The organism is Shewanella piezotolerans WP3 (assembly GCF_000014885.1).
Classification (GTDB): Bacteria; Pseudomonadota; Gammaproteobacteria; order Enterobacterales; family Shewanellaceae; genus Shewanella; species Shewanella piezotolerans.
In genome coordinates, this window is record NC_011566.1 from 3,060,434 (window position 1) to 3,079,900 (window position 19,467).

Annotated in this window: 15 protein-coding genes; 1 reads left to right on the forward strand and 14 read right to left on the reverse strand. The window is 43.8% G+C overall.

Annotation, left to right across the window (positions count from 1 at the left end; translation table 11 throughout):
- From nirD to bioB, 12 genes are all read right to left on the reverse strand, one after another.
- The gene (gene nirD / locus SWP_RS13115) at positions 1 to 327 is read right to left on the reverse strand and encodes a nitrite reductase small subunit NirD (RefSeq protein WP_020912997.1); all 327 of its coding nucleotides are present in this window, start codon (positions 325 to 327) and stop codon (positions 1 to 3) included.
- Entirely contained in the window at positions 324 to 2,954 is a 2,631-nt protein-coding gene (nirB, locus tag SWP_RS13120; RefSeq protein ID WP_020912998.1) for a nitrite reductase large subunit NirB, read from the reverse strand. Before nirB ends, nirD begins: the two co-directional genes overlap by 4 nt.
- A gap of 290 nt (positions 2,955 to 3,244) precedes the next feature.
- Complete coding sequence (locus SWP_RS13130; RefSeq protein WP_020912999.1) at positions 3,245 to 3,817, reverse strand: ANTAR domain-containing response regulator; 573 nt, start codon at positions 3,815 to 3,817, stop codon at positions 3,245 to 3,247.
- Complete coding sequence (locus tag SWP_RS13135; RefSeq protein WP_020913000.1) at positions 3,808 to 4,989, reverse strand: Glycosyl transferase, family 3; 1,182 nt, start codon at positions 4,987 to 4,989, stop codon at positions 3,808 to 3,810. The genes SWP_RS13130 and SWP_RS13135 overlap by 10 nt, the downstream gene beginning before the upstream one ends.
- Entirely contained in the window at positions 4,982 to 5,794 is an 813-nt protein-coding gene (cobA, locus tag SWP_RS13140) for a uroporphyrinogen-III C-methyltransferase (protein ID WP_044556440.1), read from the reverse strand. The genes SWP_RS13135 and cobA overlap by 8 nt, the downstream gene beginning before the upstream one ends.
- A 101-nt stretch (positions 5,795 to 5,895) precedes the next feature.
- Positions 5,896 to 8,661 (reverse strand): nitrate reductase, encoded by a 2,766-nt coding sequence (locus SWP_RS13145; protein WP_020913002.1) that lies wholly within the window; start codon positions 8,659 to 8,661, stop codon positions 5,896 to 5,898.
- Between the two features lie 572 nt (positions 8,662 to 9,233).
- Positions 9,234 to 9,581, reverse strand: a complete 348-nt coding sequence (gene cctA / locus SWP_RS13150; RefSeq protein ID WP_020913003.1) for a tetraheme c-type cytochrome CctA — start codon at positions 9,579 to 9,581, stop codon at positions 9,234 to 9,236.
- Positions 9,582 to 9,883: 302 nt separating this feature from the next.
- Positions 9,884 to 10,747 (reverse strand): protease HtpX, encoded by an 864-nt coding sequence (htpX, locus tag SWP_RS13155; RefSeq protein WP_020913004.1) that lies wholly within the window; start codon positions 10,745 to 10,747, stop codon positions 9,884 to 9,886.
- A gap of 295 nt (positions 10,748 to 11,042) precedes the next feature.
- A complete protein-coding gene (gene bioD / locus SWP_RS13160; protein WP_020913005.1) occupies positions 11,043 to 11,708 on the reverse strand; it encodes a dethiobiotin synthase in 666 nt (221 codons plus the stop codon).
- Positions 11,709 to 11,734: 26 nt separating this feature from the next.
- On the reverse strand, positions 11,735 to 12,505 hold the full coding sequence (locus tag SWP_RS13165) for a methyltransferase domain-containing protein (RefSeq protein WP_020913006.1): 771 nt from the start codon (positions 12,503 to 12,505) through the stop codon (positions 11,735 to 11,737).
- A gap of 55 nt (positions 12,506 to 12,560) precedes the next feature.
- On the reverse strand, positions 12,561 to 13,748 hold the full coding sequence (locus SWP_RS13170) for an aminotransferase class I/II-fold pyridoxal phosphate-dependent enzyme (protein WP_020913007.1): 1,188 nt from the start codon (positions 13,746 to 13,748) through the stop codon (positions 12,561 to 12,563).
- Between the two features lie 103 nt (positions 13,749 to 13,851).
- The gene (gene bioB / locus SWP_RS13175) at positions 13,852 to 14,904 is read right to left on the reverse strand and encodes a biotin synthase BioB (RefSeq protein ID WP_020913008.1); all 1,053 of its coding nucleotides are present in this window, start codon (positions 14,902 to 14,904) and stop codon (positions 13,852 to 13,854) included.
- A gap of 253 nt (positions 14,905 to 15,157) precedes the next feature.
- Here bioB and bioA point away from each other — a divergent pair, with 253 nt between their 5' ends.
- The gene (bioA, locus tag SWP_RS13180; protein ID WP_020913009.1) at positions 15,158 to 16,498 is read left to right on the forward strand and encodes an adenosylmethionine--8-amino-7-oxononanoate transaminase; all 1,341 of its coding nucleotides are present in this window, start codon (positions 15,158 to 15,160) and stop codon (positions 16,496 to 16,498) included.
- A 65-nt stretch (positions 16,499 to 16,563) separates the two neighbouring features.
- Here bioA and SWP_RS13185 read toward each other — a convergent pair whose 3' ends face one another.
- Positions 16,564 to 17,424: a M61 family metallopeptidase gene (locus SWP_RS13185; RefSeq protein ID WP_020913010.1), complete on the reverse strand. Its 861-nt coding sequence runs from the start codon at positions 17,422 to 17,424 to the stop codon at positions 16,564 to 16,566.
- 253 nt (positions 17,425 to 17,677) lie between these two features.
- The gene (locus tag SWP_RS24195) at positions 17,678 to 19,465 is read right to left on the reverse strand and encodes a methyl-accepting chemotaxis protein (protein ID WP_020913012.1); all 1,788 of its coding nucleotides are present in this window, start codon (positions 19,463 to 19,465) and stop codon (positions 17,678 to 17,680) included.
- Positions 19,466 to 19,467 lie beyond the last annotated feature (2 nt).

Sequence of the window (19,467 nt, forward strand, 5' to 3'; positions counted from 1 at the left end):
TTAAGCAAGTAATCGCGCTAAAATTTTGCCCGATTGACGTTTTATCTCATAAGTGTCAACGCTAAGTGTTTCATTTTCTAGACAACGACCTGTTGTTAAGCTGTAGTGCTGTTTATGCAGCGGCGATGCAACAAATAGCTCATTCTCAAATTCACACAGTAGGCCGCGTGAAAGCACACTCACCCCCGTTGCTGGATCGACATTATCAATCGCATAAATGCCAGCATCTCCAAGATGGAAAATCGCCACGGCTTTACCTGCTACCCATGCAGCAATACCTCTTTTTGAAGGTAATGCTTGTTCATCACAAATAGTTACCCAATTCATACCAACGCCTCCTCTTCATCCAACTGCGTAATTGCGATATCGCCTAGCGTCGATAGCTTGTGATTAACCGCACTAAATGTTTCTACTTCAGAACTAATGGGGAACTTTTGCGAGCGTTGATATTGATACTGCTTCGTATCAATTAGAGGTGCGTCTTTAGGGTTGATAAATTCGCTGAATCGCTGCAAGAACACATCATCTTGCAAACTGGTTTTCCATTCGCATTGATAATTGGCGGCGACTTTATGCATCTGGCTTTCTAACTCATCTGCTAGGCCTAAAGAGTTTTCAATCACTACAGATTGCAAATATTCAAGTCCGCCAGCTAATGACTCAAGCCACACTGATGTGCGCTGAAGTCGCGCAGCAGTTTTGCTGTAGAACATCAGTATTCTGTCAATATAACTAACAAGTTGTTCGGTAGAGAGATCGGTAGCAAATAGATCGCCATGTCTAGGTCTCATCCCGCCATTACCGCAAACAAAGAGGTTCCAGCCCTTTTCTGTAGCAATAACACCAATATCTTTACTCTGCGCTTCAGCACATTCTCGAGTACAGCCTGACACTGCAAATTTTATCTTGTGAGGTGACCTAAGGCCTTTGTATCGATTTTCTAACGCAATCGCTAACCCTACAGAGTCTTGTACACCGTATCGGCACCAGGTATTACCTACACAAGATTTAACGGTGCGTAGTGATTTACCATAGGCGTGTCCGGTCTCAAAACCTTCAGCTATCAGTTCTGACCAAATGGCAGGTAAATCAGACAGTGCAGCACCAAACATATCGATACGCTGGCCACCCGTAATTTTGGTGTATAGGTCATATCGTTTGGCGATTTGGCCCATGGCAATCAGTTTATCAGGGGTGATCTCTCCACCAGCAACTCTCGGAACCACAGAATAGCTGCCGTCCTTTTGCAGGTTACCTAAATAAGCATCATTGCTATCTTGAAGAGCAACATGGTTTTCATTGAGCACATATTCATTTTCCAAAGTGGCAAAAATAGAAGCGGCAACAGGTTTACAGATATCACAGCCTAGCGCTAATTCAGAAGAGCCATTTTTGGCATGGAGCTGATAAAGTTGCTCGAAATCATTTATATTTTCCACTTGGCACAGATGAAACAACGCTTGGCGATCATAGTCAAAGTGGCAGCAGATCCCTGACTCCGTTTCTAGTCCTTGTGCCTGCATAGTTTCATCAATGATCTGCTGCACAACAGCAGCGCAGCCTCCGCAACCAGATGCCGCTTTGGTACAACTTTTAATCTCAGCTAGTTGGTGATTTCCGGCAACAACTTGTTCAACGATATCAGCTTTTGTTACTTGATGGCATGAACAAACAATAGCGTTGTCCTTTAGTGCTAGTGGCGCAGAATCATCAGCCATTAGCAATGTGACGGCAGGCTCCTCTAACGCGTCTCCCGATAAGTATTGGCTAAGCAGGTTGGGATATTCGTCAACATTTCCCACCAGTACAGCCCCCCGCAGGTATTCTCCAGTTTCATCAAGCCACAGTTTTTTATAAACGCCTGCTTGTACATCACTGAGTTCAACATACTGCGCGTTATCAAAACCACGGCTTGCCCCAATAGATGCCACATCGACCCCAAGCAGTTTTAGCTTAGTGCTCATGTCTGCACCGGTGAACCTTAACGCCTCAGTAGTCGGCGAGACTATCGAATTATCAAGTAGATGCTTAGCTATTTGAGACACTGCGACTTTGGCCATTTGATAGCCTGGTGCCACTAAGCCGAAGATCTGTTGTTGCCATAGGGCACACTCTCCAATGGCGTAAACATCCTTGGCTGATGTACGGCAACAGTCATCTATGACTATACCGCCGCGTTCACCAATACTTATGTCGCTCGCTCTAGCTAATGCATCTTGAGGACGGATCCCTGCGGAAAATACAATCATATCCGTTTCTAACCAACTGCCATCACTGAAATTAAGTCGATGCTGCGCTCGCTCACCATCAACTATCTCTTGTGTTGCTTTGCTCAAATGCACTCCAAGCCCTAACGCTTCAATTTTTTGCTTTAATAGCTCACCACCTCTGTCATTCAATTGCACTGACATCAACTGCGGCGCAAACTCAACCACATGAGTATCAAGCCCTAAAGCACTCAGTGCATTGGCAGCCTCTAGTCCCAGTAATCCACCACCAATAACGACACCAGACTTGGCCGTAGTTGCGGCTTGCTCAATAGCTTCTAGGTCATCAATAGTGCGATAAACTAAACAATCACGGCGGTCATTACCCTTTATCGGTGGTACGAAAGGAAAAGAGCCTGTCGCCAATACAAGCGTGTCATATAAGACTGTCTCGCCATTCACGGTGAGTTGTTTCTTATGCTGGTCAATATTGTTGACCTGTTGCCCTAGGTGTAGCACAACACCTTGGGCGGCATAGTCAGCCTGAGTTGCTAACATAAGGCTATCGGCACTACTTGATTCAAAATACTTTGACAGTTGAACCCTATCGTATGCAGGCAAACTCTCTGCACCAAAAACCGTAACGTCATAATGTCGATTAAGCTGTTGCTCACATAATTGCTCCACAAAATGATGGCCAACCATGCCATTTCCCACTATGACTAATTTGGGTTTATCTACTCTCATACTTTGCCCCTTTTGTGTCTTATACTATTTATTTCAAACAAAAAGGCGCCAATCTCCCGATGGGAGATGGCGCCTTTGCCAGAAATTCAAATTGTTTAAAGCGATTAATAACGGACAAAAACCGCTGCTTAGTTACTCATAAAAGTAGCGAAGACTGTGCCAGTATTCACCGCCAATCAATAAACCTGCAATACATTGATTTTATTTATCTATTAGATAAATTTACGTTAAAAGTTACTTTTCTTTACGTTCCCAGTGGTATCGTTTGCACCAATATGGTTAGCAACTGATTATTTATGTGCATAAGAACCTTGCGAAATTTTTCCAATTACGGCGGCACTGTCAGGCAAACTAACGCCTTCATCCATAGCAAGCTTCTGAATAACCTTATGGGCCTGTTGCTCCGATAATCCCGATTGCTGTAAATCACGCTTAGCCAGTTGAATCCGTTTTTCGTCCTCGATTCGGCATTCAAGTTTCGCTAATTTAGTATGCAAACGGTTAGCCGTTTTAAAACGGACTTGCGCCAGTTCCCTTACTTTTGAAAGGCGAGAGTAATCAAATTGTTGTGGTACAAAAGTAACCCGACCACAATGCAACAAGGTTGATAATTGCGACGGTTCAATACTTGTCGCTGTGATAATTAACGGTACAGGTGCAAATATCATCAGCCTTTCAACAAACTGCAAATGCAAAGCAGTGATAGTGTCAACGACCATAAGCACGATATCTGTGGCATTGTTAAGTTCGAAACGTTCGAATTCAGATATTGATTTAAAGCTAACTAAGTCAAAATCATGACTCTTGGCAGCTTCATTCAGCCCGCGATTTTCTTTTACCTCAACCAGACTTACTAAGCGCATGCTTTACCTCCTGAGCCAATGGGGTCAGCCCCTGATTTACTACGACCATGTGTCTTTAGCTCAGTAACACCATTTATTGAATCACTCTGGTGTCGCTGTTGCCAAAGTGTCTTAGCTATTCTCTTAGCCACATCAATTTGAATATTGGAGTCCAGTAACATCAGAACAACCATCACATTAGTCATCACTGCTGCCTGTGCTCTGTGAGCTTCAGCTGAATCAAGAGCATCATCGCTATGGTTGTTAACAGACAACGAAAGTTTATGCCAAAGTAATGATAGCCATTGAGGAGACAGCTCTGACGCAGTTGCTTTACGACCAACTAAGCCATCAAGCTGTGTAGGCAAAGCTATTTGACGCTGGCCACTTAGACTAAAAATGTTAATTGCTGTTGAGATCCTAGGGCTCAATTCACACTCGCCTTGATACCCCTTAAATATGGCAACGTTAGAGTGATGCAGCTCCGGCTCATTTTCGGCCATTAAGCGAGCCACATTAAAGTGAATATCATCTAACCCCGCGTGAAAATAGCTTCTAAGACTAACTGCTGCATTTGACGGATTGATACAGCGAATAGCACTTTGAAACAGACTTCTTAGACCAAGCTCTTGATGTATGTTGCTAAATGAGTTCACCAGTCCTGACAACGTGTCAGCATTGACATAGCAGATCCCAGCAGAGCTTAACGCAACATTAGCTTCCGCCGCAGATGAAACAGTACTAATTCCGAGTACTTCGACGAATTTTGCAATATGTTGTCGATGAGGTAACGCCTTGTCATCCCCATGCAATAAAATCCGATATCCATGCAGTGCGAGTAGCTTGGCACTAAGCAGTAGGTACGGTAATTGATCGCGTTTAGCGCCATAGCAGGGCCAATCGATATCGACATCAAGCTGCTGCCAGCTACTATCTATTGTTGTTTTTAACGCAATAGCAGCGCCAGCAATCTCTTCAGCACTCTCCCCCTTAACTCGCATCAACATTAGCGCCACACTTAGCTGAGTCACGTTGCCATAATTGTCGTAAAAACCACGAATGAGTTGGTAGCTTTCGAGAAAATTTAACGAACGAGAGCCCTTCTTTCCGCGAGCAAGGGTTCTGACTAGCTGTTTATACTCATAAGGTTGAGTAATATTCACTAATCGACCTTCGGTGACGTGATTATCCATATGCACGCTCAAGTGGTAAGTTGCTAGTCATTTGACCAAGGTCAAGTCCACTCATACAGTTAGCAAGTTCCTGGCCTATAGCGACCACCTCACCGACAATCAACAATGTTGGACCTTCAACCTTTATCGCACCAGCCACATCAACCATATCTCTAATCGTTGTCGTGATTACCTGCTGATCGGTGCGGCCACCATTAGAGATAAAAGCTACCGGCAACGATAACTTGGCACCTGCTTTTAATAAACCATGTGCGATATCTGCTGCTCTCTCTTTTCCCATATAAAACACAAGTGTACTTTTTGATGCCAATAAACCGCCCCATTCGATAGCAGAGTCATCACAATGATGTCCGGTCACAAAAGTCACCGAGCGAGAAACTTTTCTGTGTGTCAAAGGGACCCCAGCGCTTGCCGCGCAGCCTAAAGCGGCCGTGACACCAGCGATAAACTCACTTTTGATACCATGTTGAGCGAGGAACAGAGCCTCCTCAGCGCCACGGCCAAATACATTTGGATCACCACCTTTAAGGCGAATAACCCCCTTACCTTGTTGGCTCAACTGAAGTAGTTTTAGGTTTATCTGCTCCTGAGTCGCACTAGGCTCCTCATAGCGTTTCCCCATATAATGCAATTCGCAATCATCAGCCGCTAACTGTAAAATATCTCTACTCACCAAATTGTCATAGACGATTGCCTGCGCACCGATAATGGCTCGTGCCGCTTTAATAGTCAGTAGATCAATATCACCGCAGCCTGCTCCAACTATCGCAATCCGGTTTTCATCAAAATCAACCGAATTCGGCATGGAAATTCTTTCATTAAACACTGAAAACAGGCCATTACTCAAACGTGGTTGAGCTAGATTATTCTCCAATTTCAATGGTTTATTTTTGGAATTCAGCATCATTAAGCAACCTCCCTGTTTGGTCTCTGCTTTTGTACAATCACAGCGTCAGCAATATCTTTAACTTGATTTAAGCAACTGCCGCAGACCGCACTGCACTTTAGTGTCTGTTGTATTTTTTCAATCAATGATGCAGCATTGTCGACCCCCATCGAGAGTTCCATATTCATCTGCGATTCAATGTCACACTGGGTGACCCCCGTACAGGCACACACTATTTGGCTGCGACCTGCACGCAGTATTTGATGTAATTTTTTTATTGAGTCGGCATTAAACAATTGGTTTATCAGTACCTGAATAGCATCGCTATCAACATCTAATTGCTCAGTAGCTGCGATAACTAGCGTTTTAAGACGCCCTTTGTTGACGAAGCATGTCACTAGCTTGTTTTGATGTTTCCACTGCATAACATGACTATTGGCGCTGGCTGATGATGAGCATTGTGTTGTATCAAGCTCTAAAAGAGGCTGACTAAACCCTTCATCTGCAGCGATGTGACGGCAAAACCCACCTTGAAGCTGCTGTTTAACATCCCAATACAGTCGCTTTGAATCGACTAAAGGTTGTCCCCACTCAATCCCCTGCTCAACAACTTTTATAGGCTTAATTTGTACCCATTGATTCTTAAACCCTGGTTGCTTTGAGTGGGGGTCTACAGCTACTGAAATAACACTATTTACGCCACCACTTTTGCTAAATTGTGACGACCAATGCATAGATAAAAAAGCACTATTACTCTGTATTGATTGATCGATTACAACTCTGGCAATCAAAGGGGCGGTTAAGTTATCACAGACAAACCCAGCGAATTCGCCCTCAACAAGTCTATTCTTAATCGATGTTGACACATTTAGCCTAAGCTCCGGCTGATAATCTGCAGCAGCCAGCTTGGCAATATGTCCTGTCTTCGTCATCGTATGCCACTGGTCCCGAGTACGACCACTGTTCAAACGCACTTTTTCAACGTTTAGAGAGCCATCATCAAAGGTGTGTGGTGCTATAGCCGATGTGAATGGCGTTTCGACAAATTGTGCCTTACCCGTTGGGGTTGCAAATACTCCATCATCAAACAGCCGTTTGTTTTTTTGCCCCATCGCGTCAATATCATCTATCGGCCATTGAGTCGGCACCAAATGCTGATATTGACTCGGTGTCAGATTTGCAAGTCCTGCAATTGAGAACTGTTTCTGTGGAAAGTGCTGTTTTACACTTGCGCTTAGCTGAGCATATTCCTTGAAAATTTCGGCGCTGTTTTTAAAGTCAAATTCCGAGTCAAATCCAAGCGCTTTGGCTACTTCACACAACGCCCACCAATCGGCCTTTGAATCACCTTGGGGCTGCGCAAAGCGCCGTTGTCGACTTATGGTTCGTTCACTATTGGTGACAGTGCCTGATTTTTCTGACCAACCCTGTGCCGGCAACAAAATATCAGCGTACTGTGCAGTATCGGTGTCTGCGGTGATATCTGATACCACGACAAAGTCACACTCAGACAGTGCCTTCTTGACTAATTGTGTATCAGGCAAAGAAACCACCGGATTCGTCCCTAGGATCCACACAGCTTTTATCTTTCCGCTCGCCATCGCAGCAAACATTTCCGTTGCTGTTTGGCCTTTTGATTTTGGTAATTTATCAGTACGCCAATACTGAGCGATGAGTTGACGCTCCTCATCAGAAAACCCAAGGTGACAGGCTAGTTGAGTTGCCAGCCCACCGACTTCACGCCCGCCCATAGCATTTGGTTGCCCTGTTAGTGATAACGGCCCACAACCAGCTTGGCCAATATCCCCTAGCGCCAAATGGCAATTGATAATCGCGTTACTCGTATTAGTGCCTAATAATGACTGATTAACGCCTTGGCTGCTGGCGGTAACCACTCTTTTATTTTGCAGGTACAAGGAGTAAAACTCTGTGATTTTATCAACCTCAAGACCTGTATGCTCTGCAACATCCGCAACTGTTAGGCTGTTTTGTTGCGCCGTTCTTAATGCTTGTTCGAACCCTTCCGTACAGTGCTCTATATATTGACAGTTAGTTTTATGATTACTTGCAATAGCACTAAGTAGACCGTTGAACAAGTGCAGATCAGAGCCTGGTGTAAGCTGTAAATGCAGATCGGCTTGAGATGCAGTGGCAGTCACACGTGGGTCGATAACCACCAGTTGAGTGCCATGTTCAGCCCTAGCTGCCATTATTTTCTTAAATAGAATCGGATGTGTCCAAGCTGTATTAGCACCGACTAATACCACAACCTCTGCAAGTTGCAGATCCTCATAACAACCTGGCACGACGTCCTCACCGAAAGCGCGTATATGCGCGCTTACCGCAGATGACATACATAATCTCGAATTAGTATCTACATTAGCGGTTCCGAGAAAGCCTTTTGCTAGTTTATTGGCAACATAATAATCTTCGGTGAGCAGTTGACCTGACAGGTAAAATGCAATTGATTCAGGACCATATTTAACCAAAGTGCTTTTGAGCTTTATCGCAATCTCTGATATCGCTGTATTCCAACTGATATTTTGATTATTGACAGTATTTTTTTGCATGCGTGGATATAACAGCTTGTTTGGCAAATTTAGGCTATCGATTAACGCTAAACCCTTGCCACACAAATCACCCGCATTTGCAGGGTGTTCAACATCCCCACTCACAGTAAAAAATTGCTTTAATGAAGAATGTTTAGCTTGCTCTTTAAAGACCTTCTCTACTCTGATCCCGCATCCAACACCACAATATGCACAGGTTGTTTTACAGCTTGGCATGATTTGCTTCCCCCCTCGTTTGCTTATATCACTGATATCGCAAATCTCATGCCATTCTATAAGCGACTGTTTTAAAAAGAGATAGGTTATATTGGACTCATATTTAAGGCGGTAATGTACTACAACAGGGCAAAGCTACGCACCGAAATCACGCAAGTCTTTGATAAATTTAAAAACCAAGCACTCACAAAGAGGTATTATGTTTAATATGATTATACCAATTGCATTAAAAGTTTGACCATTCAGCGGGAATTCAAAACGCTGTAGGCAAGTAGTGGGGTTTGAGCTAATAGTTATTCTATATCCAAATCCCACAGCGAAGCATACAGCGTTTTGAAACCCGCACTACGTGAGCCCCTCAGTCTTTCCACTTCTGCTTTGCATTGGCTTAAAAGGGAATAACCATTTCTTTACCAATGCGCTTTGAATTGAAAAGGCTGAGGGGCTCTGAACTGGTCAAATACTTAATGCAATTGGTATTAGTAGAGTAATCACGTTTTGGGAGGGTTAAAGATAAAATTGAGGCACAAAAAAACCAGCTATTAGCTGGTTTTTATAAGTAATATTTAAAATTACTTAAGTGTTGACTCTGCAGTACGACCATCGTCATGACAGCTGTCACAAGTTGGCTTATCACCCACGTTCATTTCATGTGGTGCGTGACAATCAGCACACATTAACATGCCATCGTGTGGTTGATGGACTGCATCCATCTCATCTAATGTACCGTGACAAGATTGGCACTGCTCAAATTCGTATTCGCCATCTGCAGATGGAGAGCCGTCAGCGTGACACGCTTCACAACCATCCATTTCAGCATGCATTTCAGCCAATTCTTGACCTTCAGCAAACACAGAAGGAGATAACGCTAATGCTGCGATTGCCGCACCAAAGATTGCACTTAGTAGTTTTTTGCTCACAATTGTATCCTCATTTGATGTTCGCATAGTGGAAACTTTATAATTAAGTTTAGTTTCCATCTTGCGATCAATATTATTAGCACGACTAAGCTTAATTTAGCTAAGCATTAGCTAATCCGCAACTAATTTAGGTTGAAGATCATATCATTGTGACTACTAGCAAAACGTGCGCTCCATCAAACTATGCCCCTCAATCGGGGCACGGAAAGTAACCAAACGTTATTTATCATCTTGATTTTGACTAATAAAAACACAATCCTTAACAACGTTACCCTAACTGTACTTCATTAGCTATCACTGAATTAACTTGCGCGAAGAGCAGCGATACGCTTATCAAGTGGCGGGTGGCTCATCATCAATTCAGCCATTGATTTCTTGCCATTGATACCCAGAGCTGACATAGAAGCTGGCATAGCGCCTGTTTCAGGGCCTTGCTTTAGTCTATCAAGCGCAGCAATCATCTTCTCTTTACCCGCTAAACGTGCACCACCTTCATCAGCTTTAAACTCTCGAATACGTGAGAAGTAAGCAACGATGATTGAAGCGAGAATACCAAATAGCATATCAAGAACAAACACCACTGCCATATAAGCAAACATGCCAAGGCCTTCGCCCTCTTCATCATTACTGGCAACGAAATTGTTGATTATGCCTGCAACGACACGAGCAGCAAAAATAACGAAAGTGTTCACAACACCTTGAATAAGCGTCAACGTCACCATATCACCGTTAGCGACGTGGCTAACTTCATGGGCAAGTACCGCTTCTATTTCGTCATGATTCATGCCATAAAGCAGACCACTACTGACGGCAACTAAAGAATTGTTTTTGCTCGGGCCTGTAGCAAACGCATTGAATTCCTGCGATTGGTAGATCGCAACTTCTGGCATTTTAATACCAGCTTGCTCTGCTTGACGAGCAACGGTTTCAACTAACCAACGCTCAGTATTGTCACGGGGGTTTGTGATGACTTCACAGCCCATGGTTTTCTTTGCCATCCATTTAGAGATAGCCAAGCTGATGAACGCACCACCAAAACCGAAGATTGCCGCAAATACTAATAAGCCACTCATGGTTGATGTGTTCACACCTAAGATAGACATCACGATTGATGCCACTAATAAGATCGCCATGTTAGTAGCAATCAGTAAAAATATACGCTTCATTTAAGCTCCTGTAGGATCAAAATAATCCTGATAAATACTCTTAAAGACATAATATGTCCGAATTTGTTTTTTTCAAGGGGAAGTGAGTAAAAAACAATACAACCGATTTAATTCTAGCTCAGTCGCTTTCTTTATCAGGTTTGGCTGATTTTATGCAGTTTTTATTAATCTAATCTTAATTAAGCTCAAAATTGACACTGATACGGATTAATCTTTTTTAACAGAGAGATAGCCCTAACAAGAATGCACAAAATTACGTCGTTTGTAGGGCTATTAAAGAGAAAGGCGTTACGCTTTAAGCTAGAAGTGATACATCAATATGTTCAGCCGCTTTTTCTGCAGTCGGATTTTCAAGATGAGGAATATGGCCAAGAAATGGGGCTGAGATCATCTGTTGCAAGGATGCTAAGTTTTCTAATTGGTTATCCATCTGAGAGTCAACTTGATTAGCGACCCAGCCAGCAATAACAAGGCCATCACGCTCAATCGCTTCAACAGTCAATAAAGCATGATTAAGACAACCTAACTTCATGCCCACAACTAAGATAACTGGTAATTTCATCGCTTGCACCACTTCAGACATATAATGCCCATCACCTAAAGGTAAACGCCAGCCACCAGCGCCTTCAACAACAACAAAGTCTGCACCGAGATGATGCGCCATATTAAGTTGAGCTTGAATGCGGGTAGGACTCAACGTGACACTTTGTTCGGCAGCAGCGATATGCGGAGCAATAGCAGCGGCAAATGCAAATGGATTAATATCATCATAAGGTAGCTTAATGCTAGATGCTGCCATCAATGCTAGTGCATCGCTATTTCTTAAACCTTGCTCAGTATTCTCACACCCAGAAGCCACAGGCTTGAAGCCAACCGTTTCACCTTTTACCGCTGTTAACAATGCTGACGACACTAATGTTTTACCGCAATCAGTGTCGGTTCCTGTTACAAAATAAGTCATGCATACTCCAAGGTTTTCAGCCTTTATTAACGCGTCTTTGTCGCTTTGATAAAACTGATATGATAAGTCAATGGTAGCCCTTCAGGGCGACGGTTTAACTCTGCCTTATTAACCAATTCTTGCCAATCTCCTCGCCCTCTCAATGTGACGTGGCGTTGATTAAGCTGATGTTTAGGGTCAACGGTTGACGCCCCAACACCTTTAATAGACTGTAAAAGAGACTTAAAATCACTAAAGTAGACCGTTATGGCACGAGTATCAATATCCACCCCCTCCCATAACTTTTTATCAAAACAGTGCTTAATCGCTTGTTCACTGTTAAAACTGTTGACGTTTAAACCTAAATTAGCCAATTGATATAGGCTGTTCTCTGCAACAATACTGGCATTAAGCTCGCCACCAGCCTTTAGTACTCGATTAGCTTCATTAATCGCTACGGCGAGATTGCTACACCATTGCAATGCAATATTGGAATAGATGGTATCTATTGAGTCACAAAGCAGCGGTAAGCTTTGTGCATCACCACGAAGTCCATGGTACCCAGGAAAGTCAGCTTTAAGGGTATTGAGCATACCTTGTGCGATATCAACCCCGATCACGTCCTTTATAGCATTAAACGAACTAAAGTCTGTACCAGGACCACAGCCAAGATCCAGTAAGCGTGCGGAGGGTGACATCCGCTTGAACAGATGCTTCGCCGCTATTCGCTGCAAGACATCGTGTGAGTGATAAGAAGATGCCGCCGCAGAAAATCTATTGGCGACATTAGTAGTTAATTGCTCTTCCCCGAAATTCACGTGATTACATCCTATACGCTATGGGAGTTTATAATCATGCAGTTAAACAAGACCGCTATTGGTCTTGTAATATACCTGCAAGTACGGCAACAAACGCGTGGATATCCTCTTCACAATGCTCTGCTGTTAACGTCACTCTTAATCTGGCGCTTCCCTGAGCCACTGTTGGTGGTCTAATAGCACCAACCCAAAAACCGTGTTCTTTTAGCCTTTTAGCAATTGCCAGAGTCCTAGCACTATCACCGATAATAATAGGTTGTATTGCAGTGGTTGACCCAGTTAATGCGATATTTGCAGCCTCACAGCTAGCAATAAAATTCACTACGTTAGCCTGCAGCTTTTCATTAAGTTGCGGCTTAGCAATAATGGTATTGATGGATGCCGTCACCGCTGCTGCGTTTGCCGGTGAAAGTGCTGTCGAGTAGATATACTGCCGCGCATTTGCCACTAGGTAGTCAATCAAATCTTGGCTTCCGAGTATCGCTGCTCCCTGTCCGCCTAACGCTTTTCCAAATGTAACCACCTGCGCATCGATATGTATGTCGCTGGCCACCGTAGAGGCGCCCATGCCATGTTCTCCGATAACGCCAAAGCCGTGGGCATCATCGACAATGAACCAAGCTCCCTGCTGTTGACACAGTGCTGAAAGCTCTGCCAGCGGAGCTATATCACCATCCATACTAAAAACACTTTCGGTGATGACAGCGCACGGAGCGTAGCGTTCAACATTTTGACAAGCTGAGGCAACATCGTTGTGTATAAATCGTTTTAATACCGCACCGCTATCTTGCAGGCCATCAATGACGGATGCGTGCACCAACTTGTCAGTGAGCACGGTATCTGAGCCATTAAACAAGGTTTTCATCAATGCATGATTCGCAGTAAAGCCCGAACAAAAAAGCAATGCGGCTTCATGTCCCGTTGCGTTACACAATGCTCGTTCGAGCTGTTGATGCGCTTGGTTATAACCAACAACCAGTGGTGAAGCGGCGCCGCCCACACCATAATCTTGCGCACCGCTATGCAGGGCATCAATCACTGTATGAGCTCTAGACAACCCGAGATAGTCGTTGCTGCTAAAATTAATATAGGGCAAGTCATCCACTTCAAAACAGCTGGCATGTTCGGGGTCTAGCATAACTTTAACCCGTTTTCTTAACAGCCCTTTGCCTGCCAAAGACCGATTAGCCTCCACCACTCTATCATTAAGCGGCTGTATTTTTTTCGTGGCAACATCAGACATAACATTACTCAATGTGAGAGCGAGACTTAACTACCGTTAACAGTCATCGCTGTTAACGGTATATTTCTGTTAAAGAAGTTTCTAAACTTAATCGCTTAGGTATTTACAATGCACCTGCATCATAAAAAGCGGAAGCTTTCTTATCTTGCTGCGCGGCCGCTTTAGCAAGCATCGCTTCATCTTGCTCTTTGGTCGCAGCAATGCCCTGCTCTGGGTGTAACCCAAGGCGTCTAAACAAACTCATGTCATCGTTTTCTTCTGGGTTTGGTGTGGTCAACAGTTTGCAACCATAAAAAATTGAATTTGCCCCAGCAAAGAAACACATCGCTTGTAACTCATCTGTCATATTCTCACGACCTGCCGACAAACGTACTCGCGATTTAGGCATGATAATCCTCGCAACTGCAATTGTTCTTACGAATTCAAGCGGATCCAGATCATCTATTTTCTCAAATGGTGTCCCTTCCACTTTAACTAACATGTTAATCGGCACTGAATCGGGATGTTTATCAAGATTGGCCAACTGCTGCAGTAATCCCGCTCTATCAGTGGCTTTTTCTCCCATGCCCACGATGCCGCCAGAACAAACCTTCATGCCTGAAGCTCGAACATTTGACAAGGTATCTAACCGGTTCTGGTACGTACGTGTGGTGATAACATCGCCATAATATTCTGGTGACGTATCCAAATTGTGATTGTAATAATCGAGCCCAGCATCCGCCAGTTCACTCGCTTGATCGGCTGAGAGCATGCCCAATGTCATGCATGTTTCCATGCCCAAAGATTTGACCTCTTCGACCATGGTTTTTAGATAAGGCATGTCACGCTCTTTAGGGTTACGCCATGCAGCTCCCATACAAAAACGAGAAGCCCCTGCCGCTTTTGCGCTGCGAGCTTCGGTTAACACTGTCTCCATCGCGAGCAATCGCTCTTTTTCAAGGCCGGTATCATAACGAGCACTTTGCGGACAGTATTTGCAATCTTCAGGACAAGCACCAGTTTTAATCGAGAGCAAGCGGCTGATCTGAACTTCGTTAGGATCAAACTCTTGGCGATGTACGCTGTGGGCCTGAAACAACAGGTCATTCATAGGTAACGCAAACAAGGTTTCAATCTCATCACGTTTCCAGTTATTTCTCACTTGTACATCAGACATCTCTTTTCCTTTTCTGGCTTAAACTAAGTTAAGTACCAACTCGTGCTTTTTAATCGACGCGAGCATTTTGTTAGTGAAAACAGAGTGAACAACCGCACAAATGCGTGTTAACAAAACAAAATACATCTAATATAAACAGTAAGTTAATTCAGTTTACTTGCGTGATTTAATTAATTTTTATCTTGCCTAGGATACCTGCAAGCCTTAACCTGTCAATGGCAATCAGCATAAAAGGTTTACTAGCGGTTAAATTATGAACACAACTAATCAAGTCAACAATCAGTTTATCGATTTAGATTTCGATGCAAAGCATCTGTGGCATCCCTATACGTCAATGAATAATGCACTGCCCACATATGGGGTAGTCAGTGCTGAAGGCGTTGAGCTAACGCTAAATAATGGCACTAAGCTGATTGACGGAACCAGCTCCTGGTGGGCTTGTGTTCATGGTTACAGCCATCCTAAAATTGTCGCCGCGATGCAACACCAAACAGCACAACTTAGCCATGTAATGTTCGGTGGCATCACCCACCGTCCTGCTGTTGAGCTGGCAAGAATGCTTGTCGACATGACTAGTGAGCGTCTAACCAAGGTGTTTCTAGCAGATTCAGGCTCCATCGCTGTAGAAGTCGCTATGAAAATGGCACTGCAGTATTGGCAAGGTCGAAATAATCCCAATAAACAAAAAATCCTAACTGTGAAAAGCGGCTATCACGGCGATACATTTGCAGCCATGAGCGTGTGCGATCCCGAGGGAGGTATGCACACCATGTTTGGTGAGCTCGTCACTGAGCAGTTATTTGCCCCAGAACCTAAAGCGCGTTTTACTGAATGCTTCGATGCGGAAGAACTGCAATCAATTAGTAATATGCTTGAAGATAACCATCAGCAGATCGCCGCAGTGCTAATTGAGCCTATTATGCAAGGAGCTGGTGGTATGCGCTTTTACCATGCAGAGTATTTGAGCGCGCTGCGAAAACTGTGTGACAAATATGATGTGCTTTTGATTCTAGATGAAATTGCCACTGGCTTTGGCCGCACCGGTAAGCTCTTTGCCTATGAGCATGCCAATGTCGAAGCCGATATTTTGTGTTTGGGTAAAGCACTAACAGGCGGCTATATATCATTGGCCGCCACTATGTGCAGCGATGAAGTTGCGCAAGGTGTGAGTGATTCCCCTGCAGGCGTTTTCATGCATGGACCGACATTTATGGGTAACCCATTAGCTTGCACTGCAGCCATTGCAAGCCTTGAACTTATCAACGAGCAACACTGGCAAACACAAGTCAGCAGCATTGAATCTCAAATGAAAACAGAACTCGCTGAAGCTGTTGATTACACCAATGTTGTCGATGTTCGTGTGCTTGGTGCTGTGGGTGTGTTAGAGATGAAATCAACCTTGAACACCGCTGCGCTTCAACAACAGTTTGTTGATCTTGGTGTATGGATAAGGCCCTTCTCAAACCTTATTTATATTATGCCGCCATACACCATCTCAAGTTGTCAGCTAACACAACTAACCAGTGCGATGAAGGCGGTTGCTAAGCAAATATCACTGCCAAGCAATGACACTAACTTTATCAGCCACGGTTAATCAACAATCCGGTTTAGGCACTCGTTTTCATGAGTGCCAGCCTGACCATTGCCGTTTTCTGACGGCTATGGTTCCCCTGAATAGTGCTGCGCTATAGCCGCTAACTGCTCTGCTTTAAATATGGGAAAGTCTAGCCTGTCACTGTAACGCAGGTAGGTTGAACTAAATAATGTGGTCTTTGCAATTGCATCGAGCTCTTCCATCAGTGCTTGGCCTGAACTCTCCGCTGCTAAGCAGCATGTGCCATATTGACGAATAACTGCCGCTAAGCTATTACCTTGTTGGAGCAACGCTGTATCCATCTCCATAAAAAACGCAGCACCAGACCAATACACTCGCATGTATGCGCGTTTGCGCCACATATCATTGGAAACTGTACTTAGCTTACCAGGTCGAGTAATGGTGTTAAGCCGCCCCCTTTCTAATCCAGACCGTAATTTTTGAATAAATGTTGCTTCATCAATCACCTTACTTTTAAGCATAACAATATTTTGCATGTAAGTAGCAAACCCTTCATTTAACCAAAACGAAGGAAAATCTAAATAGGGAATGTAGAGATGGGACAATTCGTGATAAAGCGTCCAATCATCAATAAAATCTTGTAAAGGCCAAGCGGTATTGACTTGTAGCTTTACTTTATTCGTTCTCCCCCTTATCACTTGGGCAAATGGCACTGGCTCACTAGCATAAGGCTTTGTTACAAGCTCAACTTTAATATTTCGTCCCGGTAGCGTGCCTAACGATAGCTCAACCGCATTTATGCCACCCGAAACCCACTGTTGCATTTTCCGTTGTTCATTGGCCGACGCGTCTCCCATGTCAATGTCAACTTCAGATCCATAAGCCACAGTGAAACCACTGAACAGCAATATACTAAATATCAATGGGAAAAAAGAGGGATTGGGCTGTCTGAACATTTGTTGCATATCGTCACCCTAGGCTGCCTGTAGGACAGTTAGCCTTGTTAGTTAACGTTCTCAAAACATCGCTGTTACCACTCTCGCTTTACTACGCTGAGCACCAGCCTGAAGATCACCTAATTTAGCTTTATAGATGCTAGCGTTATCTGAGCAAAACATAGCGGCTTAAACTGTAACCATCAGTGACTGAGCCATCAAATCATCTGCCAATTACCTTTCTATAACCAAAAGCAAAACATAATTTTGTCCCACTTAACTGTTATAAACTGAACCCCGAAATCTGTAACGCTAACCGTTGCGAGTCTTTTGCTAACGTTTTACCTATCGACGATGCTTCCTTAGCGGCAATTAGCGCCAAATCAGCGCCTTCTTTTATGGCGTGAGTACGTGTATCCATTGTTGTTGACACCTGACGCTGCGCTTCGACACTTTCAGTGATCTGGTCGCTAATAAGCACGATATCTTCAACATTGCTCGCCAAGGTGGCCATACTGTCACTAACTAGCCTAGCCTGCTTTACCCCGTCATTGGCCTGTGACGAGCCTGCTTCCATCGCTTTAACGGCTTGTCTCGCACCTTTTTGCACTAGCTCAATCATGGCTTCGATTTCTTGAGTAGACGATTGCGTGCGACTCGCCAAAGTTCTCACTTCATCGGCAACCACGGCAAACCCTCGTCCTTGCTCTCCCGCCCTTGCCGCTTCGATAGCAGCATTTAACGCCAACAAGTTGGTTTGTTCAGCAATAGCACGGATCACATTAACCACCTTACCTATATCACTGCTATGTAATGCCAGCTGATTAATGACGTCGGCGCCTGTTGCCACCTCTTCGGCAATTTTATTGATCCCATTTACAGTACTTGAAATCACTTTGTTGCCTTTTTGTACTGAATGGAGTGCATCTGAAGTCACTTGATTGGCATCATATGTACAGCGCTCAACATTATCTGCAGAGTGGACCATCTGCGTGATAGCCTCTGCGACGCTATGAGTTTGTGCTTGTTGACTGGTCAAAGTTGACTCTACATCTGAGGTGACAAGTTGCATTTTTTCACTGGCTTCAACCACATCAAGACTGACTTGCTTTACCCCAGTAATCAACATTCGTACACTCGCTAACATGTGATTAATCGCTTCTGCTATTTTAGATAATTCATCATTTCCAGTGACCTTAAGATCGGCGGTAAAATCACCTTTAGCAACACGAGAGGTCATTGCCTCAATTGCGTCCACTTTATCAACGATTGCTTTGTAAATAATCAGTAGAATCGTGACACTAAAAATAACAACGAACAACGCTGTAATAATAAGCCAAAACATATGTGACCGCTCTCTATCAAGGCGATTTTGGATCCGTAATTGAAGTATGTCCGCAGTGTCCTTGCCAAGCGAATCTAATGCTTCTGTTCCTGCATTTGATTGAGCATGAAAAGCAGCCAAATCAACACTGAAATTATCCGGAGAAATAATGCTCATCTCAATCCCTGATACAAAGCTATCTACAAATTGTGCCGATTCCACTAAAGCGGTTTTTAAAGGTAACATCTCAGTATTCCCAACTGTGGTATACAGTCGATTTGTACTCTTTTTTAGTAAAAGTTGTTGTTCCGCCAATCTTTTATTAAGAGCGACTATCTGAGTGTAAGACTGCGGAGTAAAACGACCTTGCTGCAATATGTTCGAAGCAGACGCTGTCACTAACGAGTAGTATTCAGATATTTGAGCAATGCGATTAATGTACAATTCAGCAAGATAGAAGCCACTGGGTTCACCGTCTAGTGCGAGCCCCGATAGTGCTGATATATCTTCCTTTGCACTCACTATACTGCTCGCCAATAGGTTCGCAGTATCTTGACTGCTTCTATTCAATTCAAGTGCCAATTGCCTTAAAACATTCATTGAATTTGACTGCAGCTTTGCTGTCTTTTCCAGCTGTTTAATCGTCGCCAAAACGAGGGATTTTGCCTCAGTATAGTTTTGCCAATTATTTTCTCGGCTGTGACGATATGTGCGTTCAATATCGCTTAATTTAGTTAAAACAGACAAAC